The 22,975-nt window shown below is 72.0% G+C and carries 25 protein-coding genes and 1 pseudogene; 11 read left to right on the top strand and 15 right to left on the bottom strand.

The features are described 5' to 3' along the window. Positions 1-35: 35 nt before the first annotated feature. The 3 genes from V4Y03_RS19110 to asnB form a co-directional block, all read right to left on the bottom strand. Entirely contained in the window at positions 36-782 is a 747-nt protein-coding gene (locus tag V4Y03_RS19110; RefSeq protein ID WP_266894913.1) for an SDR family oxidoreductase, read from the bottom strand. Positions 783-873: 91 nt separating this feature from the next. After that, complete coding sequence (locus tag V4Y03_RS19105) at positions 874-1,920, bottom strand: hypothetical protein (protein WP_332435696.1); 1,047 nt, start codon at positions 1,918-1,920, stop codon at positions 874-876. Then, positions 1,910-3,715 (bottom strand): asparagine synthase (glutamine-hydrolyzing), encoded by a 1,806-nt coding sequence (asnB, locus tag V4Y03_RS19100; protein ID WP_332435695.1) that lies wholly within the window; start codon positions 3,713-3,715, stop codon positions 1,910-1,912. Before asnB ends, V4Y03_RS19105 begins: the two co-directional genes overlap by 11 nt. A gap of 154 nt (positions 3,716-3,869) precedes the next feature. Here asnB and V4Y03_RS19095 point away from each other — a divergent pair, with 154 nt between their 5' ends. The 3 genes from V4Y03_RS19095 (at position 3,870) to V4Y03_RS19085 (ending at position 5,379) form a co-directional block, all read left to right on the top strand. Beyond that, positions 3,870-4,604 carry a PIG-L deacetylase family protein gene (locus V4Y03_RS19095; RefSeq protein WP_332435694.1) on the top strand — a complete coding sequence of 245 codons (735 nt, stop codon included), beginning with the start codon at positions 3,870-3,872 and terminating at the stop codon, positions 4,602-4,604. 259 nt (positions 4,605-4,863) lie between these two features. After that, on the top strand, positions 4,864-5,028 hold the full coding sequence (locus V4Y03_RS19090) for a hypothetical protein (RefSeq protein WP_317873915.1): 165 nt from the start codon (positions 4,864-4,866) through the stop codon (positions 5,026-5,028). Between the two features lie 48 nt (positions 5,029-5,076). Continuing rightward, positions 5,077-5,379: a hypothetical protein gene (locus V4Y03_RS19085; RefSeq protein ID WP_332435693.1), complete on the top strand. Its 303-nt coding sequence runs from the start codon at positions 5,077-5,079 to the stop codon at positions 5,377-5,379. On the opposite strand, the gene V4Y03_RS19080 is transcribed toward V4Y03_RS19085, so the two are convergent. Further along, positions 5,351-6,124 (bottom strand): MBL fold metallo-hydrolase, encoded by a 774-nt coding sequence (locus V4Y03_RS19080; RefSeq protein WP_332435692.1) that lies wholly within the window; start codon positions 6,122-6,124, stop codon positions 5,351-5,353. The genes V4Y03_RS19085 and V4Y03_RS19080 overlap by 29 nt on opposite strands. A 159-nt stretch (positions 6,125-6,283) precedes the next feature. Here V4Y03_RS19080 and V4Y03_RS19075 point away from each other — a divergent pair, with 159 nt between their 5' ends. Beyond that, entirely contained in the window at positions 6,284-7,171 is an 888-nt protein-coding gene (locus V4Y03_RS19075) for a pirin family protein (RefSeq protein ID WP_332435691.1), read from the top strand. A gap of 160 nt (positions 7,172-7,331) precedes the next feature. Beyond that, positions 7,332-8,015 (top strand): TetR/AcrR family transcriptional regulator, encoded by a 684-nt coding sequence (locus V4Y03_RS19070; protein ID WP_332435690.1) that lies wholly within the window; start codon positions 7,332-7,334, stop codon positions 8,013-8,015. A 30-nt stretch (positions 8,016-8,045) separates the two neighbouring features. Here V4Y03_RS19070 and V4Y03_RS19065 read toward each other — a convergent pair whose 3' ends face one another. The 3 genes from V4Y03_RS19065 to V4Y03_RS19055 all read right to left on the bottom strand — a co-directional run bounded on the left by V4Y03_RS19065 (position 8,046) and on the right by V4Y03_RS19055 (position 9,359). Beyond that, positions 8,046-8,675, bottom strand: a complete 630-nt coding sequence (locus V4Y03_RS19065) for a LysE/ArgO family amino acid transporter (RefSeq protein WP_332435689.1) — start codon at positions 8,673-8,675, stop codon at positions 8,046-8,048. After that, on the bottom strand, positions 8,672-9,001 hold the full coding sequence (locus tag V4Y03_RS19060; RefSeq protein ID WP_317877589.1) for a DUF2087 domain-containing protein: 330 nt from the start codon (positions 8,999-9,001) through the stop codon (positions 8,672-8,674). The genes V4Y03_RS19065 and V4Y03_RS19060 overlap by 4 nt, the downstream gene beginning before the upstream one ends. A gap of 79 nt (positions 9,002-9,080) precedes the next feature. Then, positions 9,081-9,359, bottom strand: a complete 279-nt coding sequence (locus V4Y03_RS19055; protein ID WP_332435688.1) for a hypothetical protein — start codon at positions 9,357-9,359, stop codon at positions 9,081-9,083. A gap of 174 nt (positions 9,360-9,533) precedes the next feature. Here V4Y03_RS19055 and V4Y03_RS19050 point away from each other — a divergent pair, with 174 nt between their 5' ends. Further along, positions 9,534-9,902, top strand: coding sequence for a hypothetical protein (locus tag V4Y03_RS19050; RefSeq protein ID WP_332435687.1), 369 nt, complete (start codon positions 9,534-9,536; stop codon positions 9,900-9,902). A gap of 12 nt (positions 9,903-9,914) precedes the next feature. Here V4Y03_RS19050 and V4Y03_RS19045 read toward each other — a convergent pair whose 3' ends face one another. The 4 genes from V4Y03_RS19045 to V4Y03_RS19030 form a co-directional block, all read right to left on the bottom strand. Next, a complete protein-coding gene (locus V4Y03_RS19045) occupies positions 9,915-10,043 on the bottom strand; it encodes a hypothetical protein (RefSeq protein WP_332435686.1) in 129 nt (42 codons plus the stop codon). A gap of 37 nt (positions 10,044-10,080) precedes the next feature. Continuing rightward, complete coding sequence (locus V4Y03_RS19040) at positions 10,081-11,616, bottom strand: serine/threonine-protein kinase (RefSeq protein ID WP_332435685.1); 1,536 nt, start codon at positions 11,614-11,616, stop codon at positions 10,081-10,083. A gap of 308 nt (positions 11,617-11,924) precedes the next feature. Next, positions 11,925-12,956, bottom strand: coding sequence for a CU044_5270 family protein (locus tag V4Y03_RS19035; RefSeq protein ID WP_332435684.1), 1,032 nt, complete (start codon positions 12,954-12,956; stop codon positions 11,925-11,927). Then, entirely contained in the window at positions 12,953-13,561 is a 609-nt protein-coding gene (locus V4Y03_RS19030) for an RNA polymerase sigma factor (RefSeq protein WP_332435683.1), read from the bottom strand. Before V4Y03_RS19030 ends, V4Y03_RS19035 begins: the two co-directional genes overlap by 4 nt. Before the next feature lie 182 nt (positions 13,562-13,743). On the opposite strand from V4Y03_RS19030, the gene V4Y03_RS19025 reads away from it, so the two are divergent. Continuing rightward, positions 13,744-14,394, top strand: coding sequence for a DUF4232 domain-containing protein (locus V4Y03_RS19025; protein ID WP_332435682.1), 651 nt, complete (start codon positions 13,744-13,746; stop codon positions 14,392-14,394). Between the two features lie 243 nt (positions 14,395-14,637). Next, on the top strand, positions 14,638-15,402 hold the full coding sequence (locus V4Y03_RS19020; RefSeq protein ID WP_332435681.1) for a maleylpyruvate isomerase family mycothiol-dependent enzyme: 765 nt from the start codon (positions 14,638-14,640) through the stop codon (positions 15,400-15,402). Between the two features lie 18 nt (positions 15,403-15,420). Here the strand turns inward: V4Y03_RS19020 and V4Y03_RS33925 are convergent. Continuing rightward, a pseudogene (locus V4Y03_RS33925) lies at positions 15,421-15,614 on the bottom strand (IS5/IS1182 family transposase); the annotation flags it as partial. A 193-nt stretch (positions 15,615-15,807) separates the two neighbouring features. Between V4Y03_RS33925 and V4Y03_RS19015 the strand changes: the two are divergent. After that, a complete protein-coding gene (locus V4Y03_RS19015) occupies positions 15,808-16,743 on the top strand; it encodes a hypothetical protein (RefSeq protein ID WP_332435680.1) in 936 nt (311 codons plus the stop codon). 442 nt (positions 16,744-17,185) lie between these two features. Here the strand turns inward: V4Y03_RS19015 and V4Y03_RS19010 are convergent, their stop codons facing one another. After that, a complete protein-coding gene (locus V4Y03_RS19010) occupies positions 17,186-17,401 on the bottom strand; it encodes a hypothetical protein (protein ID WP_332435679.1) in 216 nt (71 codons plus the stop codon). A gap of 22 nt (positions 17,402-17,423) precedes the next feature. On the opposite strand from V4Y03_RS19010, the gene V4Y03_RS19005 reads away from it, so the two are divergent. Next, positions 17,424-17,705 (top strand): hypothetical protein, encoded by a 282-nt coding sequence (locus V4Y03_RS19005; protein ID WP_332435678.1) that lies wholly within the window; start codon positions 17,424-17,426, stop codon positions 17,703-17,705. A 67-nt stretch (positions 17,706-17,772) separates the two neighbouring features. Here V4Y03_RS19005 and V4Y03_RS19000 read toward each other — a convergent pair whose 3' ends face one another. Next, the gene (locus tag V4Y03_RS19000) at positions 17,773-18,168 is read right to left on the bottom strand and encodes a hypothetical protein (protein WP_317873826.1); all 396 of its coding nucleotides are present in this window, start codon (positions 18,166-18,168) and stop codon (positions 17,773-17,775) included. 121 nt (positions 18,169-18,289) lie between these two features. Here V4Y03_RS19000 and sigJ point away from each other — a divergent pair, with 121 nt between their 5' ends. After that, complete coding sequence (gene sigJ / locus V4Y03_RS18995) at positions 18,290-19,246, top strand: RNA polymerase sigma factor SigJ (protein ID WP_332435677.1); 957 nt, start codon at positions 18,290-18,292, stop codon at positions 19,244-19,246. Here the strand turns inward: sigJ and V4Y03_RS18990 are convergent, their stop codons facing one another. Next, the gene (locus V4Y03_RS18990; protein WP_332435676.1) at positions 19,247-22,972 is read right to left on the bottom strand and encodes a non-ribosomal peptide synthetase family protein; all 3,726 of its coding nucleotides are present in this window, start codon (positions 22,970-22,972) and stop codon (positions 19,247-19,249) included. Between the last annotated feature and the right edge of the window lie 3 nt (positions 22,973-22,975).

Genomic DNA, 22,975 nt, shown 5'->3' with positions numbered 1-22,975 from the left:
GGCGGTCAGCGGGTCGAAGTGGACGGGCGGGACGGTCAGCGGGGCTCGAAGTGGAACGAGCGGATGAAGCAGTCGCGCGGCTGCTCGACGGCGTAGACGATGCATTCGAAAAGGGCCTGCGTCGTCAGTTTCTCGTCGGGTGCTATTCCGTCCGGATTCGAGCCGTCCCATTCCGCGAAGCGCGGGTCGGAGGTCGAGAAGTCGGGCGGGAAGAGGGAGAACACCCGGACCCCGGAGGGCCGGAGCCGGCGCGACAGGATGTCGGCGAATCCGGCCTGGGCGCTCTTCGCCGCCCAGAAGGCCTCGTGGGCGACGCCCGCGGTCGCCGCGGAGGCGCCCTCGGCGTCGCGGACGGCGACCATGTTCACGATGTCGGGCCGCAGCGAGCCGCGCAGCAGCGGCAGGAAGTGCTTCACCATGAGGACGGTGCCGCCGGCCGTCGACTCGATCGTCTCCACGATCTCGGCGTCGCTGGCCGCCTCCAGGTCCATGCCGTCGAGCCAGCGGGCGCCGTTGTTGACCAACAGGTCGACGCGGTCGGTGTGTTCACCGACGCGGGCGGCGAACTCCCGGATCTCGGCGGGCCTGCTGAGGTCGCAGCCGAAGGCGTGGATACGGTCACGGGCCGATCCCATGACCTCGGTACGGGTGCGTTCGGCGGCCTCGACGGTCCGCGCCGACACGTACACCTCGGCGCCGAGATGGGCGAATCCGACGGCGAGCGCGCGACCGAAATAGCGGGACGCCCCGGTCACGACGACACGCAGATTCTCGAATTTCATGTGTGTCTGCTCTCCCCACGGATACCGATGGCCGGTCCATTTCAGCGTGGCAGAGGAAACGGACCGCGGGCCTGGTGAGAGGGGTGCGCGTTCACGCCGTTGCGTGGATACGCCACGGCACGTCGAGCCTTTCCAGGACACGGGCGCGCTTGTGGTGGACGCGGACGCGGTCGGGCGCGGTGGAGACGGTGACCGGGCCGCCGGGGGTGCGGACCTCGCCGTGGACGGGCGGCACGACGGTGCCGTCGAGCGCGCCGGCGGCGGCGAGGGCGGCGGCCCCGGTGAGGGCGAGCCGGGGGTGCCAGCCGCCGACGGTGAGGGCGCGGACGGAGAGCCGCCCGTCGGGTCCTGCGGTGAAGGCGGCGATCTTGGGGAGGGCGGAGTGGGGCGGGTGGCCGAGGAGGCGGGCGGCCTCGGCACGGAGGAGGAGCAGCCGGTCGCGGAGACGGTCGTCGCTCAGGGCCCCGAGATGGCGGGTGTCGACGAAGACGTACGGGTTGCCGTACCGCACGAGGGAGGCGGGGATGCCGCCGAGGAGGTCGACGGGCCGGCCGGTGGGGAGGGCGCCGGGGGCGGTCGGCGGGGTGAGGAAGCCGAGGGTGTACGCGACGGGCCGGGGCCGCGAGGACGCGCGCGCGTGCGGTGCGCCGCGGTACGGGGCGGTCCCGTGCAACGGTGCGCCGCTGTACGGGGCGGTCCCGTGCGGGTCGTCCGCTTCGGGCTCGGCGCCGAGGGGGCCGCCCGCGTCGGGCTCGGGTTCGCACAGCACCGTGTCGCCGGTGGTGACCGCGTGGACCGTGACCGGGCCCCGGCGGGCGGTCGCGACCACGCAGGCGAGGAGGGAGTGTCCGCAGCCGGCCCGGAAGTCGAAGCCGCCGCCGGGGAGCGCCTGGACGAAGCGGTGGTCGAGGTCGACGCCGGGCCGCGCCGAACTCCCGTACAGCGCGATCTTGTTGAGTCCGGCGTACGGCGTACGGGCGAGGGCCCGGCGCAGTTGCGCCAGTTCCTCGGCCAGGGCCAGCGCCCCGGCCGGGAGCCGGTCGAGGCGTACGACGAGGGTGGGGCCGGGGGCGTCGTCGGCGCGGACGACGGTGACGGGGACGACCGCACCCCCGGGCCCCGGCGGGTCAGGCCGCACAGCCGACCGGGATCCTCATGCCCTGGACGACCTCCGTCCACAGTTCGTGGACGGCGAGGGCCCACAGGGCCTGGGCGTCGTGGCGCGAGGGGCGTTCGAGCTGGCGGGCGAGGAGTTTCTGCACCCGGTCGGCGCGGACCTTCCCGCCGAGGACGAGACGGGCCGGGGAGAGCAGTTCGCGGACGGTCTCGAGCAGCGGGCTGCCGGGCGCGAGCATGGCCGGGACGGGCAGCGTGAAGGGCTGCTTGGGCCGGCGCAGGACCGCCGAGGGCAGGAGCTCCGCCCCGGCCTCGTACAGCGCGCGCTTGCCCGTACGGGCGGCCGTCGGCAGCGCGCGGGCGTGTGTCACGACCGACGGCTGGCAGAACGGCATGCGCGCCTCGACGGCCCAGGCCATCGAGAGGTGGTCCACGCGCCGCAGGTGGTACGCGGGGAGCCGCCAGCGGGTCTCGAACGCGGTCATCGCGGTGAGCCGGTCCTCGCCGACGGCCTCGGCCGAGCGGAGTTCCTGCTCGATGCGGTCGGCGGCGGAGCCCTGGTCGGCGATGTGCGCCCGGTAGTTGGCGGTGTAGAGGTGCTCGCGGAGCATCCGGGGCGCGGCGGACAGGGCGTCGGCGTAGGCGCCGGCCCAGTCGGCCCCGGCGGGGGCGGCGAGCGCGTCGCGCATCCGGTCGTAGCCGCCGAAGAGTTCGTCGGCGCCGTCGCCGGTGAGGGCGACGGTGAAGCCGTTCTCGCGGACGGCGCGGAAGAGGGCGTAGGTGGAGAGGGTGATGGGGTCGGCGTTGGGCTGGCCGAGGTGGCGGACGGTGCGGGTGAGGAGGGAGCCGAGTTCGTCGGGGTCGACGGCGACCTCGTGGTGCACGGTCCGGGTGCGGCGGGCGACGGAACGGGCGTACGCGGCCTCGGACTCGGGCCAGCGGCCCCGGTAGGTGAGGTGGAAGGTGTGCAGCGGCGGCGCGTCGGTCTCGCGGGCGTGTTCGGCGGCGAGCGCGGTGACGAGGCCGGAGTCGAGGCCGCCGCTGGTGATGGCGCAGACGGGCACCTCGGCCTGGGCGAGCCGGCGCACCTCGTGGCGCAGCACGTCCTGGGTGTCGCCGACGGGGGTGGCCCGGTGGGCGCCCCGGCGGCGTACGACGGGGGCGGCGCCCGGCCGTACGAGGGCGGTGCCGCCGGGCGGCAGGACGCTGACGCCGTCGAGCGCGGTGTGCGTGGAGAAGGAGGTGCGGGTGGCGAGGACGGTGTCGAGGGAGTCCTCGCGCGGGGAGATCCGTACCCCTTCGAAGGCGAGGAGGGCGGGGATCTCGGAGGCGAAGCGGGTGGAGCCGTCGTAGGGGTCGTGGTGCAGATGGACCGGCTTCATGCCCATGTCGTCGACGGCGAGGACGAGTTGGGCGCTGCCGGGGCGCAGGTCGAGGACGGCGACGGCGAACATGCCGTCGAGGTGCTCGGCGAAGGCGGGCCCGTACTCGGCGTAGAGCGCGGGGAGCACGGTGCCGTCGCAGCGGTCGGGGAACCGGTGGCCGCGCGCGGCGAGGGTCCTGCGTAGTTCGGCGTGGTTGTAGATCTCGCCGTTGAGCACGGCGAGGATGCCGGGGAGGTGGGGCAGCCGGTAGGGCTGCTGTCCGCCGCAGGGGTCGGTCACGGCGAGCCGGTCGCAGCCCAGGGACCAGCCGGGCCCGCTGAGCAGATGGTGCTCGTCGGGTCCGCCGTGGCGCTGGCGGGCGGAGACCGCCGCGAGTTGGGCCGGCTCGGGGCGGTCCGCCCCCGCGGCGAAGGAGCCGAGAATCCTGCACATGCCGGTCGCCTCCGTAGTCACTGTCCTCGTCAACACACTGGTCGCACCCAATGATTTGAATCTACCAAGCTTTTGAATGGCGCGTAAGTGCCATGTCCAGTTCACGCCACGACGTGGCCTTGCGACGCCCCCGCCGCCCCAACAGGCTGGCCCCATGGAGGACTTCGCGACGACCGAACGTTCCGCGCCCGAATCCCTGCTGGTGGTGGCGGCACACCCCGACGACATCGAGTTCTGCGTCAGCGGCACCGTCATGCAGTGGATCGAGCGCGGCACCCGCGTCACGTACTGCATCGTCACGGACGGCGGCGCCGGCGGTTACGACGATCGGCTCCCCCGCCAGGCGATGGCGGATCTGCGCCGCGCCGAGCAGGTCCACTCGGCCAAGCTCAGCGGCGTCGCGGACGTCCGCTTCCTCGGCTACCCCGACAGCTTCGTCGAAGCCTCGGTGGAACTCCGCCGGGACCTGTGCCGGGTCATCCGCGAGGTCCGCCCGCAGCGGGCCATCATCCCCTCCCCCGAGATCAACTGGGCGCGGGTCGCGGACCTCCACCCCGACCACCGCGCCGTCGGCGACGCCTGTCTGCGCGCGGTCTACCCCGAGGCCCGCAACCCCTTCGCGCACGCCGCACTGCTCAAGGACGAGGGCCTGGAGCCCTGGACCGTCCACGAACTGTGGCTGATGACCGGCCCCACCCCCAACCAGTACGTGGACGTCACGACGGTCTTCGACCGCAAGGTCGAGGCCCTGCGCATCCACACCTCCCAGACGGCTCACTTCGACGACCTCGCGGGGCTGCTCCGCACCTGGCTCGGGGAACACGCGATGGCCGGCGGCCTGCCGCCGGGCCGGATGGCGGAGGCCTTCCAGATCGTCCACATCGACTGAACCCGAACGGCCCGCCCCGGGAGTGTTCCCCGGGGCGGGCCGGTGCGCTCGGCAGGTGCTGTCGGCCGGCCAAAGTTGGACTAGACCAATTTGGGTGTGTTCGTTGCGTGGTGCACGGAGCGAGGCCGGGCGCGTACTGCCGCGTTGCGCGGAGTGGACGGATTGGTCCAATGAGCCACGCACGCCGACCCTTTACTCCTGATTGACCCTCGCGGCGGGGGAAGCGGTTCTTCCGGGCGGGCGAGGGTACTTGGCGTACATGTCAAAGGGATGGCGCTGGTTCTTCCTTGCCGTGTTCGTCGTCTGGACGGTCTTCGCGCTCCAGTGGACGGACGCGGGCTGCGACTACCCGGAGGCGTACCTCGCGGTACTCCGCTTCGGGACACCGGAGGGCCTGGAGTTCCTGCCGGCGTGCGCGGGGTAGTGCGGGAACGGCGGGCGGGGCGGCTCCGGGCGTGCCTACGATCGCCGTATGACCCCTCGTAACGGTTCGGCCCTGTCCCTCTGGTCCCGGGACTCGTTCCTGTCCGTCGGCTCGGTGGGCTCGACGCTGTCGGTCGGCTCGGTCGGCTCGTTCCTGTCCGTCGGCTCGGTCGGCTCCGCCCTGTCGGTGGGCTCCGTGGGCTCCTGGGCGAGCGTCGGCTCACTCCTCTCGGCCCGTTCGAGCTGGTCGGTCCTCTCCTGGCGCTCGCGCGGCGGGGTGCTCGCGGCGGGTACGGCCCTGGCGCTGGCGGGCGCGTACGGGATCAGAGCGTCTCGGGTACGCCGGGCCTGAGCCACCTCAGCCGGCCGGCCAGCTCCGGCTCGGCCGCGAAGGCCTCGGTGATGCGCGCCGGGTCCTCGGCGAGGTGCTCCCAGGAGTCGAAGTGCAGCGGGACCACCGTGCGCGCGCCGAGCGTGCGGGCGAGCGCGGCGCCTTCGCGGGCGCTCATCGAGAAGGCGCGGTCGCCGGTGGACGGGAAGTGCGCGTCACCCAGGTGGAGAAAGGCGACGTCGAGGGCGAAGCGCTGCCCGATCTCCCGCAGGGCGTCGTGGCGGACGGTGTCGCCGGAGACGTACAGGGTGCCGCCGTCGTACGCGATCACGAAGCCGGTGACAGGCCCGGTGACGTGCTCGGTTCCCTCGGGTCCGTGCCGGGCGGGAGTGGCCGTCACCGTGACGGTCGTCGCGCCGGCGGTGATCGTCCGGCTCTCCCAGGGCGCGAGGCCCACCGCCCGGCCGCCGAGACGTCCGGCGGCCTCCGGGGTGGTGAGGACGACACCCGCGCGGCCGAGGGCTTCGCGGCCGGCGTGGTCGAGGTTGTCGGCGTGCTGGTCGTGCGAGAGCAGGACCAGGTCCACGGGCGGCAGTCGGCCGGCGGCCGGCGCGGGGCTCGCGGTGCGCCGCAGCGGGCGGGCGGCCGGGTAGTCGGCCGGCGCGGGGTCGAGGGCGGGGTCGGTGAGGACCGTGAGGTCCCCGATGCGGAGGAGGACGGTCGCCGTGCCCAGATAGGTGGCGGAGAGCGTGGACGCGGTGGTCATGGGGTGCTCCCTGGCGGATCGGATGGACCGAGCGATCGGATGGGGCCGAGCCGACGAGCCGTCGGACTCCGACCCGAGAAAACTAAACCGATCGGTTCAGTCCGTCAACCAAACTGTTCAGTCTTGACACTGAACCGAGTGGTGTAGTTCATTCGACCCATGACAACCACCGCCACCGCCACCGCCACCGCCGAGCGGACCGTCGCCCGCACCGTCCGCCCCTTCCACACCCACGAGGGCGCCGGATTCCCCGTCCGCCGCCCCTTCCCGACCGCCGAACTCCCTTTCCTCGAGCCCTTCCTGATGGTCGATCAAGTCGGCCCGATCGACCTCGGGCCCGGTGAGGCGAAGGGTGCTCCCCCACACCCGCACCGAGGCTTCGAGACGATCCAGTACGTCCTCGACGGCGACATCGCGAACGCCGACTCCCGGGGCCACCGCGCCGTCGTCCGCGCGGGCGGGGTCCAGTGGCTCACCGCCGGGTCCGGGATCGTCCACGAGGCCCTGCCCACCCCGGAGTTCCTCGCCGAGGGCGGGCATCAGCACATGCTCCAGATCTGGGTGAACCTGCCCGCCCGCCTCAAGGGCGTCCCGCCGCAGAGCCAGAACGCCGAGGCCGCCGACCTACCGACCGTCACCACCCCCGACGGCGCCGCGCTCACCGTCCTGGCCGGCAGCAGCCACGGGGTGACCGGGCCGTTCGAGACCCGTACGCCGGTCCTCGTCGTCCATGGGCGGCTCGCGGCCGGGAGCAGCGCCGCGTTCACCGTGCCCGCCGGGCACAACGCGATGGTGTACGTGATGCGGGGCGCGGCCGAGGTCGCCGACGAGCACCTGCCCGACGGGCACCTCGCCGTCCTCGCCCGCGACGGCGAACGGTTCACCGTCGAGGCGCCCGGCGAAGCGGCCGAGGTACTGGTCCTGGCGGGCGAGCCGATCGGCGAACCGGTCGCCCGCAGCGGCCCGTTCGTGATGAACACGGCCGCGGAACTCCGGCAGGCGGAAAAGGACTTCAGGCGCGGGCTGATGGGCCGGATGCCCGTATGACCGCAGCCGGGGGGCGGGCCGGCCCCGGAGGTCTTTGCAGACGAAACCGTTCAGTTCATATAGTGCGCGTACCGACGGAGTCCACGTACGGACGTGGATCACGTCCGCCGAGAAGACCCCGCCAGCCCGCCACCCCCGCCACCACAGCTAAGGACCACCCATGGGAGCCGGAGCCGACGCCCACGCCGACGACGCGACCGACGAGTACGGGATCCCGATCATCCCGGACCCCGCCGACGCGGCCTCGCGCAAGCGGCAGGCGATCATCGACGCGGCGCTCGCGGAGTTCCTCGCCGAGGGCTACTCGGCGGCCTCGATGGACGCGATCACCCGGGGTTCCGGAGTGTCCAAGGCGACGATCTACAAGCACTTCGGCAGCAAGGAGCGCCTGTTCCTCGCCGTCGTCGGCGGGGTGCTCCCGAAGACGTACGCCGGTCTGGAGCTTTCCGACTCCACCCTCACCGACGCCCCCGACCTGCGGGCCGCGCTCGTCCGGCTCACCACCGACTGGGCACGCATCCTGCTGCGCCCCGACATCATGAAGCTGCGCCGGCTGGTGATCGGCGAGATCGACCGCTTCCCGCAGCTGGGCCAGCTCTGGTACCGGGTCAGCTACGACATGAACAACGGCCCGCTGATCGAGGCCCTCACCGAGCTGGACGCGCGCGGGACCCTGGCCGTACCCGACCCGGCGCTCGCCGTGCGGCAGCTGACGGCGGCCACGGTGGGCGTGCCGCAGCTCGTCCGTACGTTCTCGCCGGACGCGGAGCTGGGCGACGCCGAGCTGGCACGGGTGATCGCCTCGGGAGTGGACCTGTTCCTGGCGCGGTACGCGCGCGCCTGACGCAGCGGTCCGACAGGCCGGTCACCCGCCTCACGAGCGGGCCACGAGCCGCACCGCGAGCACCACGATGAGCGTGCTCGACGCGAGCGCCGTGACCAGCCGCCCCCGGGTCCCGGCGAGGGTCCGGCCGAGGAGGGTCCCGCCGAGGGCGAGGAGGAGCTGCCAGCTCGCGGAGGCGAGGACGGCCGCGAGGACGAAGGCGACGCGGTCGGGGAGGGTCGCGGGCGAGGAGGGCCCGGTGGCGAGGACGAGCGCGGCGAAGTAGATCACCGTCATCGGGTTGAGGATCGTGATCCCCAGGAAGGTGAGGTACGCGCGGGCCGGCGTCAGGGCCGTGCCGTCGTCGCGGGAGGCGAGGCCGCCCGTACGGAACGCGGCGAGCGCGCCGTGGGCCGCCCGGAGCGCGAGGACGACGAGCACCACCGCGGAGGCCCACCGGAGCGGGGTCATCACCGGAGTGAGCAGGGGGACGAGGGCGGAGCCGCCGAGGACGGCGACGAGCGCGTACACCCCGTCGGCCGTGGCGACGCCGAGGGCCGCGCCGGCACCGGTACGCCAGCCGGTACGGGCCGTGACGGCCACCAGATAGGCGCCGACGGCGCCGACCGGGATCGCGATGCCGTAGCCGGCGAGCAGACCGGCCACCACCGCGGCGGTCACGCGACGGCGGGGATCGCGCCTTCGGGGGAGCCGGGCCGCTGCTGTCGGCGGTAGGCCGAGCCGTCCTTCGTACGGGCGAGGAAGCCGCCGGTCACGAGATACCGGCGGAGGGCCGAGAAGTCCTCGTGAACGGTGAGCAGGGCCTGGTTGACCTCGGGTTCGCGGTAGTCGCGGCCGGCCTCGAAGAGGGTCACGGCGAGGTGCGCGAGCAGGGCCTCACGGCGGGCGGGCCGACGCGGGACGGCCTTGAGACGCCCGTCGGCGGAGAAGAGGTCGGCGACGGGGCGGGGGGCCGCGACGGCAGTGCGGGGAGGGTGACTGGTCATGGGCGGAAGCCTGGCGGCGGGGCGGTCGCCAGGCAACGGGTTTTAGGCGGCGGCCCTGCGGCGGCGGCCCTGCCCGGGGCTATCGGAGGATCACGTTCACGGCCGGCTGGACGGTGGGCAGGACCGACCGGACGCCGCCGCGTTCGAAGATCGGCCGGGCCTTCTCGATGAAGGCGATGAAGTCCTCCTCGGAGTCCCAGAAGTCCACGACCCGCCACCCACCGGTCCCGTCGGGCCCGGCGGCGTGCGCGAGGAACCCCTTGGGCGGGAACCAGTCGGTGGCCTGGAGCACGCGGGTGGTCTCCTCGTACTGCTCCTGGGTACCGCCGGGGAACTCGATGGTGACGATGACGGCCATGGGGGGTGCTCCTGTACGTACGGGAAGGGCGTACGGCCCAGCAGAGCAGCAGGTCCCCGGGCGTGCACGGGGACGGCCCCCGAACGAGCGAGGCGAGGCCACTAAGGTGACGGTGACGGTGGCCGGGCCGGGACTCTCCCCGGGGCCCCACACCCCCAGCAGGAGGCACCCGCGATGGACCCCGTGACCGCCCGCTTCATCGAGACCGCGACGGCGTTGCCGCCCGCCACGCTGGCGACGGTGTTCGACGAGATGGTGAACCGAAGGTCGACCGGGGGCCGCGAGGCGAGCCGCGAGGCCAAGGTGTCCGCGTCGGAGAACTCGTCGATCAACCGCGCGGTGCGATCCGCGCTGCTCCCCCGTGCCGACGAGCTGACGGAATCCCGGAACGGCCTGCACTCGGACGCGATCTCCGCGTGCGGGATCGCGGCGCGGGCGGTCCGCAAGCGCGGGAAGCTGACCGAGGAGCAGTACGTGGTGCTCGTGGAGCCGTTCATGAGGACGGATGCCGCCGTACCGGCCTGGACCCCGGACGGGAACTGAGACGGGACGGGATCACCGGCCACCGCCTCGCCCGACGTGCCGGAACGGGCCCAGCGCCGAGGCGTGGGTGTTGTAGACGCCGGTGATGTTCATGATCTGGTTGTACGGGACGGGCACCTTCTGGAGACGCCCGTTGCGCACTCCCCCAGCTTTGCGGCGCCCACCCACCTGGCCGCGTTCAGGGAGTTCGACGAGTCGAGGTTTGAAGGGCAGTCCGCTTGAGGACCTTGGGATGCGGCCGGTAGACGCCGGGCGGGGCGAATGTACCGAGTGCTTGGTGTATTTCCGAGCATGAGGCGTTGCGCTCGGCCCGGTTGAGAGCCAGGAGGGTGAAGGTCACCAAGGGCGGACGGGTGGCGATCTTCTTGGCCGGAAGACTGGTGATGTCAATTTCGCCCGGGGAGCGGAAGCGGCAGAAAAGAGTGACGGAGTACGGAGCCGAGCCGACCGAGACCAGGACGCGTTCAAACTCGCGCCAGGGTAGTTCGGCAGTGTCATGGCCGCGCCGGAGGGCGACTCCATTGCGGCCGACGCTCAGTTCGGAGGCCTCCCGGAAGGGGCGACAGGCCGCCCAGAAGTAGACGGCGACGGGCACTGCGAAGGTGAGGTAAACGGCCAGGACGACAACCCAGTTGGCAACCACGTCGATGCCCCGGGTGATGGCCAAACCCAGGGGGATCGCCCCGAGCACCGCCAACCACATGAAGGCGTCGAACAAGCGCCGCAACCGTATCTCCCGGAAGCGGGCCCCACCGCCGTCGACAAGCTCCAGCGGCGTATCGGCGTGAGCCTCCTCGACGCCCGCCCTCGCGGAGGTCTCCGGTCCTGCCCCGCCGGCCGCGTCAGCATTGCGCGTATACGCGACCGTGGACAACGGCGCGGGAACAGGCTCGGTCGGGTGTTCACCATCCGTGAGCAGGGCGACCAGCGCTCCTGGCGAAGGCCTGCGTGCCGGGTCCTTCGCGAGGCACAGCGCAATCGCGTGGCGCAGTTCGTATGGAACGGCTGACAGGTCCGGCTCTTCGCTGACGACCCGGTAGAGCAGAGCGACGGGTGTACCGGCGCCGAAGGGCTCGGTGCCGGTGGCGGCGTACGCAAGGACCGCCCCGAGGGAGAAGACGTCGCTGGCCGTGCCGACCTTCGCGCCGGTGGCTTGCTCGGGCGACATGAAGCCGGGGGTGCCGATGACCACGCCCGTGTGGGTGAGGGCTGTGCTTGCGCCGGAGCCTTCCAGGGCCTTGGAGATGCCGAAATCGATGACGCGCGGGCCGGTATCCGCCAGCAGAACGTTGGAGGGTTTCAGGTCGCGATGGACCAGGCCCAGCGCGTGGATCGAGGCCAGTGCCTCCGCCAGTCCGACACCGAGATCACGTACCTCGGCCGCTGAGAAGGGGCCGTCGTCGGCGATTCTGCGCTGCAGGGAGGGCCCGGGGATGTACTCGCTCGCGATCCACGGTTCGGAGGCGCCGGGGTCCGCTTCCACTACAGCCGCTGTCCAGAAACCTCCGACCCTCATCGCCAGCTCGGCCTCCCGCCGGAAGCGCGCACGGAATCCGGGATCGTCGGCGATCTCGTCCCTGACCACCTTGACTGCAACCCTGCGGCCGGAGGGAGACCTGCCGAGATAGACACGGCCCATTCCGCCACTGCCGAGTCTGCCGAGGAGCCTGTACGGGCCGACGCTCCGGGGATCGCTCGGTCCGAGTTCGTCCAAGGCCGCGCCCCTCCCCGCTCCGCTGAACTCCGAGGATATTCACGGGCCTTCAGTTAGGAAAGGCCGACGTGCAATCGCGGCCACCCTTCAACTCGGCGAACCAGCAGTGTGAGCACGGCCTCTGGCGGCAGGGCAACCAGGCTGCGGACGTCATCGGGGACGGTCCGAGCCATGGACGGAACTTCGCCGTCCCCGACCGCCCCGGTCTGCGGATCTGTTCTCCGGCGTCGTCCGCCCGGGCCATGGGCGACGCGCAGCCGGTCTCACGGGGGCGGCGGCGCGGTCCGCCGCCCCCGCCATCCGCGCAGTCAGCGGTCCCTCACCACCGGGGTCCCACCCGCCGTATCACTGATGCCGCTTCCCGTGACGGCCAGGGACGCGACGACCGTTCCCCTCCTCCCCCACGCGCTGTCCTCGGTGAGGACCGTGCGGGTGCCCAGGAAGCGGGCCGTCGCCCTGTCGAAGATCCATTCCGCGCGTTCGCCGTCATGCACGCGCGCCACCGCCGTCCCCCTGCGGCCGGCCGCGTCCACGGCGTCGGGGACGACCACCACTCCCGGGATACGGGTCGCCGCCCGGTAGAGGGCCGCCGTCGTCCCGGGCGGCACGACCGCGCTGCGCAGGAGGTCCCCGATCGCGATGAACGCCGCCTGGTCCGGCCCCGTCGTCGAGCCGCTGCCCGCCCCGTGGTTCTCCTCAGCGTCCTCGTGGATCAGCTTCAGCAGAGCCCCCGGGTCCGTGGGCAGGCCGGCTGCGTACGCGTACGTCGGGGAGTGCAGGCTCCCGCCGTCCGGCCCGCTGGGCAGCATCGTGTCCTGGCCGTCCTTGCGTTGGAGGGTCGGCCGGCTGCCGTCCACCGAGGTCCACTGCTCCATGTCCTCCGCCTCCCGCATACGGTCCATCCCCCCGCTCGCGTTCTCCGAGAGGACCGTCGTGTGACCGGTCACTTTCATGTACGCGTACTGGCCCGCGCTCACCGGCACTTGAGGTCTCGCCGCAGCCGCCAGCGCCGCCCGCTCAAGCAGCCGGACGGACCCTGCGGAAGCCGGAGGCGGGGCATCGCGGAGAGCCGGGGAGCCGTACAGCCCCAGGGCGAGACCAAGACCGAGGACGGCCGTGGTCGCGCCCACCGCGAAGGCGATACGCGGCCGCCGCCATCCCCGCCTCGACTCCTCGCCGACAGCGGCCGGCTCAGCCTCCCGCTCGAGCTCGGCCAAGAGGTGCCGACGGCGCGCCTCCAGGCGCCCCGCCGGCAGCTCGGGGTCCGGCGTCGAGGGCAGCACCCGCAGCGCCTCCGCCCGCTCGTACCGCTCCCGCTCCTCGTCCCGTTCCCGGTTCATCCCGCGCTCCTTACCTCTCCGCCACGCGCCGTCCCCAGCTCCACCGGCCCCGGCCCCTCCCCCAGTTCCGTCGCCACCAGTCCGCGCAGCTTCCGCCTCGCCCGCGAAAGGCGGGAGCGCACCGTGCCCACCGGTATCCCCAGGGCCTCCGACGCCTCCGCGTATCCGAGGCCGGACCACACGATCAGGCCGAACACCTCGCGCTCGCCCCGCTTGAGGCGTCCCAGGGCGTCGGCGACGACGGCCAGCCTCCGCGCGTCCGCCAGCTGCCCGACGACCTCGTCCGCGAAGTCGGGCAACGGCTCCGGCGGCGCCAGGCGGGACATGGCCGCGCGGTGCCGACGCGCCGCGCGGGCGGTGTTGCGCAGGACGTTCGTCGTGATGCCCAGCAGCCAGGCGCGGACGTTCCGCACCTCGCCGCGCAGCTTCTCGCGATGCCGCCACGCCTCCAGGAACGTCAGCGACATGACGTCCTCGGCGAGCGCCCAGTCGCCCGTGCTGCGCATGGCATGCGCGTAGACGACTCGTGCGTGCTCGTCGAAGATCGCGGCGAACGCCGCCTGATCACCGGCCCGGATGCGTTCGTCGTTCAGTTGGGACTCCACGTAGGTAGGTGTCCGCCCGGCCGAGCGGGTTCCCGCCCCCCAGCGCCCGCCGGGGCTCGGTCCCATCTGTGGCTGAACGCGGACATGACCACTCACGGTTCGTAACTAACTGCGCGGTACAAATAAGTGCCCACCACGGCATCACCCAGACCGCACAGACCGCACCGCATCCCGGGGGAATCATGCTGCACACCCGCAAGGCCGTCGTCGCCGCCATCGGCCTCGTGGCCGCACTCTCGCTCACCGCCTGCAACGGCGACGACAGCGCGTTGGGCGGCGGGCAGGCCAGCCCCACCGCGTCGGCGGACAAGGCGGGCGGCACCGGCGGGGCGGACCAGAGCGCCGGCACCGGCACCGGCGGGAGCGGCCAGGGCGCCGACACCGGCACCGGTGACAACAGCGGCGGCAAGGTCGACATCTGCCGCACCGACGACCTCGAGGCCTCCGCCGTCGACAACACCACGGACAAGACGGAAGGCGTCGTCACCGTCTCCTTCAAGAACAGCGGCGGCGACTGTCGCATCAGGGGCTTCGCGGGTGTCGACCTGAAGACGTCCCTGGGCGACACCGTCTCCGTGGACCGCAACGGCGAGCAGGCCGTGTCGCAGATCCTCAAGGAGGGCGAGACCGCCGCCTTCAACATCACGTTCCCGGTCAACAACAGCGGCGGCTCCGGCGTGAAGCTGACCGACATCGTGGTGACGCCCCCGAACGAGACCAAGCACGTCACCCTGAAGTGGCCGGCGGGCACGCTCGCCGTCACTGACGGCCAGGACAGCGGGAAGCTGGAGATCAGCCCGGTGGGCAAGGTCAGCGACTCGCCGGCCGGCTGACCCCGCCCCCGCCCCGCCGGCACCCGCTCAGGAACCGCTGCGGGGGCAGCACCGTGATGTTGAACGCGTGCGCCCCCACCCCCTTTGCCACCCCGGGAGAACAGCAGCGCGAAGTGCTCCTGCCCGCGTGCGGTCCCGATGCCTCCCAGGTCGAACCGGGAGGCATCAGGTCGTCCCGGCAGCAGGCTGCTGGACGGTCTTAACCGAGTGCGAGAGCCCCGGTCCTGGTGATACAAGGTCTGCGTGCCTGAGCATCTCGCCTTCCCCACCCTGCTGCGGATGATCGACGAGCGGTCCGCCACGTTTCGCGCCGCCGTCGCCGCGGCCCCCAGCCTCGACGCCGACGTCCCGTCCTGTCCGGGCTGGACGCTGTACGACCTGGCGAACCACCTCAGTGAGGGGGACCGCTTCTGGGCCTCCATCGTGCTGAACACCGCGCCGGGCGACGAGCGGCCGAGCAAGGACGGGCTGGCGGCGCCCAGGGAGCGCGAGGCCCTCGTCACCTGGCTGGCCGACTCGACGGAGCAGCTGCTCACCGCTCTGCGCGAGGCAGGCCCGGACCGGGGCTGCTGGGCCTGGTGGGAGCCGCTGGCCTCGCCGCACACGGTGGCCGCCGTGGCCCGCCGCCGCGCCCCGGAGTCGCTGATCCACACCTACGACGCCCAGCTGGCCTCCGGCACCCCGCAGGAGCTGCCGACGACCGAGGCGGGCGACGCCATCGAGGAGTTCCTCGCCACCGTCTGCACCGGCACGGTCCCGTGGCCGGGCGAGCCCGCCACCATGGACTACCACGCAGCCGAGGCCGGCTCCTGGCGCCAGACCGTGGACGCCGCCGGTTCCCGCTTCACCCGCCTCACCGCGGCGGAGGCCGCCGAGAGCAAGCCCACCGCCGCCGTCCACGGCACGGCGAGCGAGATGGCCCTGCTCATGTACATGCGCATCCCGGCCGGCTCGCTGCGGAGGGAGGGCGACGCCGACCTGCTCCAGCAGCTGCAGGACTGGGGCTGAACCCGACCGGCAAACGGATCACTTGAGGCGTCGGGTGGTGGGGCAGCCGTCCCAGCGGACAGGTAGAGGCAGAAGTCCACGACGCGGCTGCGCTTCTCGGTACAGCGCCGCAACGTGCCGAAGCCGTTCATCCGGTCCGGTCCGGGATGCGCGGGTCGTGGCAGCCAAGCAGTGCGCGTCGACGTGTTCGGGCAGGGCACGCGGGGGCGTGCTGGGCATGCCCAGCACGCCTACTGCCGGGCGCCCTAACTCGGCCCCCTTACCCCGCACTTCACTCTTACGGGCGTTCTTCACCCGGTGTGTCCACTTGCGCACTTTGTGTGCGGTACGTTCGCGCAAAACGGCCCCCGCCGATGGACGCAAACCATCGACAGGGGCCTCAACCACTCGTGGAAACAGGCCACTGTGATCTACCGCAACGTTATCTCTCCCCCTCGTGCCTTCACCCAGTTCTCGCACGAACTCATCCGGCACCCCCGCCTTCGCTCCGACGCCGTTCGGCTTCTGACCTGGCAGCTCTCCCTCCCCCGGGGCGCCAGGGAAAATCTGTCCCGTACGGCTGAACGTGCCGGCATCGGCGCGACCGCCTTCACCCGCGCCAAGCGGCAGCTCATGGACGAGGGCTTCGTGCACGAGCGGCGCGTCCAGGGGCCCGGTGGCCGCTGGGTCACCCAACAGCTCGTCTCCAGTCGGCCGTTGACCTCCGACCAGGCCGCCAAGCTCCTCGCCCGCACGCCCCTCCGCACCAGCCCCGATCCCGCGTCCCCGCAGGTCGCACCGGGTCGCGGAACACCGGTCGCCGGTGACCCGGCCGTCGGCGCACCGACTCCCCCGTCGGCCGACCGTCATCCAGATAAAGACCCTGGGGAAGAGACCTCCTACCTTCCCCCGGACGGCGGCGACGCTTCCGCTCCCGTAGCCGTAGCGGAGCCGGAAGAGCCCGCCGCCGCCGCGTCACCCCACCTCGACGACGCCCGCGCCCTCATCGGCGCCCTTCCCCTCCTCTCCCCCGTCCTCCGGCACATCCCGCCCGGCATGCGCGAGGAACTCACCCGCCTCGCCGCCCGCTGGCTCGACGCCGGGCACACCTCCGCCGACGTCCACGAACACGTCCTGCGCGGCCTCCCCGGCGCCGGGACCCCCGTCCACCGCCCCGGCGGCCTCATCCGCTACCTCCTCCGCGACGTGCCGGCCCGCGAACTCCCCCGCCCCGCACCCACCGGCACCCGCCTCTCCCCCCGCCTCGAAGGCGCCCGTGAATGCCTCAGCGGCACCCACACCCACCCCATGCTCTTCCGCCCCGTCACCGACGAGACCCTGTGCCCCGACTGCCGCACATGAGCCGCACAGCCCCGGGCACGGCAGCACGCTGACCCTCGTTCGCCCCAGCGGCTACCTGCGGGAGGCGGCGATGGACCACTGCTGGACGGCGAGCCCCGAGGAACGCTAAAGCCTCACCCCACGCGGAGCCGTACGCGTCATCAGCACGTCACCGTCGCCCACGCGTCCCTCTTCCTGATCGCGGTGGCCGTATCCGCGTTCCGCACGGCGCCATGGCTCCGTACGCCGTAGTACGTCATCCGTGCCGCGATGAATACCTGACAGACTCTCGCGGATCTGGTTCGCGCGTGAATGGGACCACTTGCCTCGAACCGCACCGGGCTGGAGCTAGATCATTTACCGCGATACTCAAATCGCCCTCAGAGTTTCCCACGCGCCGCCACAAGATTGAGGCGGCGCGGTAAATTCTCATCAACCGGTCGCCCTGACCAAGCGATCCACTTCAAGGGGGAATCTTGCGATCAGTGATCAGCAGGAGTCTGTTAATTTCAATGAAGAGAATCCTGCTTCTGGGAGTCAGCGCATCCGTGGTCCTCCTTTCCATCGGCTGCACTGCCGACGGAAAGGAGGACCAAGCGAAGCCTTCGGCTTCCGCCGCCCCTTCATCGCCCCAGGCGAGCACGACCGGCACGAAGGAGGAACCCTCCGGCTCTGTCACGGCACCTCCAGAGATCCCGGACATGAAGCTCCTGGCCTCCGTGGCGAATGTTCAGGGCAACATGGAGGTACCCCTGAAGGATGGCGTTCGCCAGGCGCCCCTTGGCATCGCGATTTCGTGCCAGGGCAAGGGAACGATGAACGTCACCTACGCGCCTTCCGGGCTTTCCTTCCCGCTTCAGTGCGCGGATGACACGGTCAGTACCACGTATAACCAGATCGATCTCAAGCACAAGCGGGCGTCCGCCTCCGTCAGCGTGCGGGCACCGAACTCCGTGCGCTGGGCCATGAGCGTCGGCCAGTAGAAGAATCGAGTCGGGCGGTCCTGCGGGGGAGGCGGCGCGGCCCGCCGCCCCCGCTTCCCCCGCACCCTCAGCGCCCCCGCGCCCCCCGCGCCCCCCACGCCCTGCTCAGGTCCAGCGCGCTCAGGGCGAACATCAGGACGCCCAGCGGAAGGTGCACCGACGGTACGTGCGCCACGCCCAGGATCACCTGGGCCGAGGCCAGGACCAGGAAGCCCGTCGCGTACAGGATCGGGCGCGGGGAGCCGCCGCCCGGCCGCCACGCCAGGATCGCCGCCAGCAGGTAGACCATCGTCGCGCCGTACATCACGCGCGCCCCGACCCCGTGCAGCAGTTCCCCGTACGACGTGGAGAGCACCAGCCCCGCCGTGCTCGCCTGGAAGAAGATCGCCGCCGTCTGCAGCGCCACCGACACCTTGAGGAACGTCGCGCCGTTCCGGCCCGCCGTCGTCGCCTCTACAGCCATGGTCCGGCCCCTCTTTCCGCCTCGCGGCAGTAGATCGATACTGTCTCGACAGTCCGACGAAACGGAGCCGCGAAGTGTGAGGCGACGCGACGCCGCCAGGGGAATCAGGAGCGCCGCCGCCATGAGTACGCCCGCCGAGACCGATCCCGCGTCTCTTCACCGCGAGCGGCCCCTTCTCCTCAACATCGCCTACCGGCTGCTCGGTTCGCTCACCGAGGCCGAGGACGCCGTGCAGGAGGCCTACGCCCGCTGGTACGCCCTGTCACCGGGGCAACGGGCCGCCGTCGACTCGCCCGGGGCCTGGCTGACGACCGTCGCCGGGCGCGTCTGCCTCGATCTGCTCGGGTCGGCGCGGGTCCGGCGCGAGCGCTACGTCGGCGAGTGGGTTCCCGAGCCGCTGCCCGACCGCGCGGAGTGGATCGGCGGGACCGTGGGCGGCGGAGTCTCCGCCGTGCCCGACGATCCCGCCGACCGGGTCACCCTCGACGAGTCCGTCAGCATGGCCTTCCTCGTCGTCCTGGAGTCGATGACGCCCGCCGAGCGGGTCGCGTTCGTCCTCCACGACGTCTTCCGCTACCCCTTCCCCGAGGTCGCCGGGATCGTCGGCCGGACGCCCGCCGCCTGCCGCCAGCTCGCCTCCTCGGGGCGGCGGCGGGTGCGCGCCGCGCACGCCCCCGCCGTTCCCGCGGCCGGGCAGGCCGGTCTGGTGCGGCACTTCAAGGAGGCCTGGGAGGCCGGGGACATCAAGGCCGTCGTCGGCCTCCTCGACCCGGACGCCACGATGGTCTCGGACGGCGGCGGGCTCGTCGGGACGGTCCTGCGGCCGGTCGTGGGCAGCCGGAGCATCGCCGAGTACCTCGTGTTCATCGCCGCCAAGGCACCCGGCCTGACCCTCCTGGAGCGCACGGTCAACGGCCGGCCGGGGCTGGTCGCCCAGCACTCCGGCGTGACCGTGACCGTGGCGGCGTTCGACCTCAGCGGTGACCGCGTCGGCCGCATCTGGGCGGTCCGCAACCCGGAGAAGCTCCAGGCGTGGGCCGCTCTCGACACTCCGGTCACCGACCCGGCCGGTACCTGATCACTGCCCCAGCCGGTACCTGATCTTCTTGATCAGTTCCCTCAGGTCCGGCTGCCGCAGCAGGCTGTAGTGGTCCGCGTCCAGTTCCACCACCGTCGGCGGGCGCGTCGACCAGCCCTCCGCGTTCTCCAGGAACGAGTAGTCGTCGCCCGCGGCCTTGAAGAGGGTGACGGGGCAGCTCACCTGACGTTCACTCAACTCCTTGAAGGTGTACGTGAACTCGAAGGTCTCCTCGACGATCGCCACGATCCGGGCGATCAGGTCCGGGTCCAGCGCCGGGAAGCGGTCCGCGACGTGGGCGACGAACGACCCGCGGTCCCGTATCTCCTCCGGCAGCGACTCGATCGCCCCCGAGAACACCGAGTTGAGGATCGTCACGAACGCCGGGTTGTCGTACGCCGCCCCTCCCGTCTCCCCCGAGCGGACCTTCGGGGAGCCCGGGGCGATCAGGAAGAGGTTCTCCACCTGCTCCCCCGCCGCCTCCAGCAGGTGCGCCGACTCGAAGGCGACCCGCGCGCCGAAGGAGTAGCCCCAGAGGGTGTACGGGCCCGCCGGCTGGCGTCGCCGTATCGCCTCCACGTCCGCCGCCGCCATCTCGCGGATGGTGTCGTACGGTTCCTCGCCCCGGTTGATGCCGTAGGCCTGCACCCCGTAGAACGGGCGGTCGATGCCGATCTCCTCCGCGAGGTGCCGCAGGTTCATCGTGTAGCCGCCGAGGCCCGGCCAGCAGTAGACGGGCGGGCGGGCGCCCGGCGCGTGGAGCCGGACCAGGCGGGAGGCGGGGGTGGCGGCGGCGCCGTCCAGCTGGTGGGCGAGCTTCTCGATGGTGGGGCGGTCGAAGAGGATCTGGAGCGGCAGCGCCGCGCCGAACTCGCGGTTGATCCTCGTGACGAGTGCGACCGCGATCAGGGAGTTCCCGCCGGACTCGAAGAAGTCGTCCAGGACGGAGACGGCTTCGACCTCCTCGTACGTGAGGGCCGCCGCCCAGATCTCCGCCAGCCTGCCTTCCGTGCGGGTGCGGGGGTGGACGTGCGGGCGGCCGTGGAGGCCCGCGTTGACCACCGCCAGTTCGCCCAGCGCCTTCGTGTCGACCTTGCCGTTCGCGGAGAGCGGCAGCCGGTCCAGGACCACGACCCGGTTCGGGATCATGTAGTCCGGCAGGTGGTGGACGAGGTCGTCGCGGATCATCTCCGCCGGGCCCTTCATGTGGACGGTGTCCTCGTACATGCCCTCGCTCAGCCGCTGCTCCTCGGAGACCCGGCCGCCGACGAAGAAGTACGAGGGGCCGGTCTCCCGGCCCGCCGCCGTCAGGATCTCGTCGACGCGACGGGCGGCGGGCAGCGGGTGGCCGGACTTCGAGCTGTAGCCGGAGGACATGAACCCCAGCCCGTGGCCGCCGAGTTGGAGGCGCTGGAGCGCCCGGCCGAGGTCGACGTACGCGCGGCTCGGCTCCGACGTGCGGCTGATCACCGTGATGCCGAGTTTCGCCCGCTCGTAGACCGCCTGATTGATCGCGATCACATGCCTCTTCTCGACGAGGGAGGGGGATATCAGACGTAAGTCACCCTGCTCATAGGCGTACTGGCCGGCCGGGAGGTCCGCCACCAGGCCCGGGTGCGCCTGGACGTAGAGATCCACCTCGGGGTCGGCGCGGCACTCCTCGTCGTACGGGACGACCTCGTACGACGCCTCCTCGGGCGCCGACGTCCCACACGGCCGGATGTCCAGCCCGTACCCCGGCAGGATCTCCTCGAACAGGCCCACCATGTGGCCCGTCTCGATCTCCAGGACCTCCTGGATGTTGTTCCGGTAGACCGGTTCGATCGCGGACCGCTGTCCCCGGAACGACACCCGCAGATACGGTTCGCCGTCGCCCGGGACCGCCTCCGTGAGATACAGCCGGTGCCGGACCGGGTGGTAGTAGTACCTGCCCGGGTCCAGGCCCGCGACCCCGCGCGCCTCCACGTACAGCTGGGTGGCGTACAGGGCGCCCGGGGAGGCGAAGCCGTACTTCGGGAGCAGGCGCTCCTCGCTGGTGAACTGGCCGAACCAGCGCAGGATCTCGCCCAGGTCGGCGACCGCCAGGCCCGCGATCGTCCGGGAGCCGATGCCCTCGGGGCGGCGGGCCAGGGCCGCGAGGACCTCGGCGCGGGTGACCTCGCCGCCCTCGTAGAAGCGGTAGGTCTTGCGGGCGAAGACGGTGCGGCGCATCCGCTCGGTGGGGGTGACGCCCGGCAGGACGACGACGGGGCGGCCGGCGAGGTCGGCGTCGTCACGGGCGCCCGCGTCGGAGAGCTGCGCCTTGACCTGGAGCTTGGACTCCTTGGACTGGTGGTGGGCGCCGTGGTTGCCCTGGTCCATCAGGGCGGCTTCCTTCGGGGACAGCTCGACGCAGGCGACCAGGTTCTGGAAGCCGGTGCGGGGCTCGTCCTTCACGATCACGGCCGCGTTCTTCACCCAGTCGTGGTTCTCGACGGCGAGCGCGATCTCGTCCAGCTCGACGCGGAAGCCGCGCAGCTTGATCTGGTTGTCGGCGCGGCCGGCGAACTGGACGGTGCCGTCCTCGTTCCAGTGGGCCAGGTCGCCGGTGCGGTAGAGGCGCTCGCCGGTTTCGGTGGTGACGAAGCGCTCCGCCGTCAGCTCGGGACGGTCCAGGTACCCCCGCGCCACCTGGGCCCCGCCGATGCACAGCTCGCCTTCACGGATGTGGAAGGTGGTGTCGTACGCGGGTCTTCCTATGGGTATCGCGGCCGGTCCGTCGGGGGTGAGCGCGGCGCGGTCGACCGTGTGCGAGGAGGCGTTGATGGTGCACTCGGTGGGGCCGTACAGGTTGATCAGTTCGGCGGCGGGGAGCTCGGCGAGGAGCTGCGCGGCCAGGTTGCGGGAGAGGATCTCGCCGCCCGAGTACACCCGGCGGAGGCTGGTGCAGGTGCCGAGGCGCTCGGTGTCGACGAGGGCCTGGAGGAGGGTCGGGACGCCCTGGAGCATGGTCGCGCCGTGCGCGCGGACGGTGTCGACGAGGCGTTCGGGGTCGCGGTAGCAGCCGGGCGGGCCGACGGCGACGCGGGCGCCGACCGCCGGGGCGAGGATCTCCCACTGGGCGGCGTCGAAGCTCATCGGGGTCTTCTGGAGCACCGTCGCGCCGGGGCGCAGCTGGTGCTCGGCGGCCATCCAGCGCATCTGGGCGACGATCGAGCGGTGCTCGACCATGACGCCCTTGGGCTTTCCGGTGGAGCCGGAGGTGTAGATGACGTAGGCGAGGTCGCGCTCGTCGATGCCGTGGGGCGGGGCCTGCGGGGGGGCCTCCTCGCCCGCCGTGCGCCAGGCGTGCTGGACGGCGTCGTGGAGGGTGACGACGGTGGTGCCGGGCGGGGCGAGCGCGGTGACGCGGTCGCGGTGGTCGTCCTGGGTGAAGACGATCCGGGCGCCGCTGTCCTCGATCATGTAGCGGACGCGCTCCTCCGGGTACTCCGGGGAGAGGGGTACGTAGGCGGCGCCGGAGCACAGGACACCCCAGGCCCCGATCACCAGTTCGAGTGAAGGATCGACGTGGACACCGATACGGGTGTCCACGGCCGCGCCGAGCGTCCGCAGATACGCGGCGAGGACGAGGGCGCCCTCCGACAGCTCCCGGAAGGTGAGCGTCTCGCCCTCGTACACCACGGCGGTGGCGTCGGGCCGTTCCAGTGTCTCGGCGTGGAGCAGCCGGTCGAGCGTGCTGGGCATGGC

Source organism: Streptomyces sp. P9-A4, assembly GCF_036634195.1.
Taxonomy (GTDB): domain Bacteria; phylum Actinomycetota; class Actinomycetes; order Streptomycetales; family Streptomycetaceae; genus Streptomyces.
Note: the sequence above shows the minus strand (reverse complement) of the source record. Positions and strands in the feature narration are given on the sequence as shown.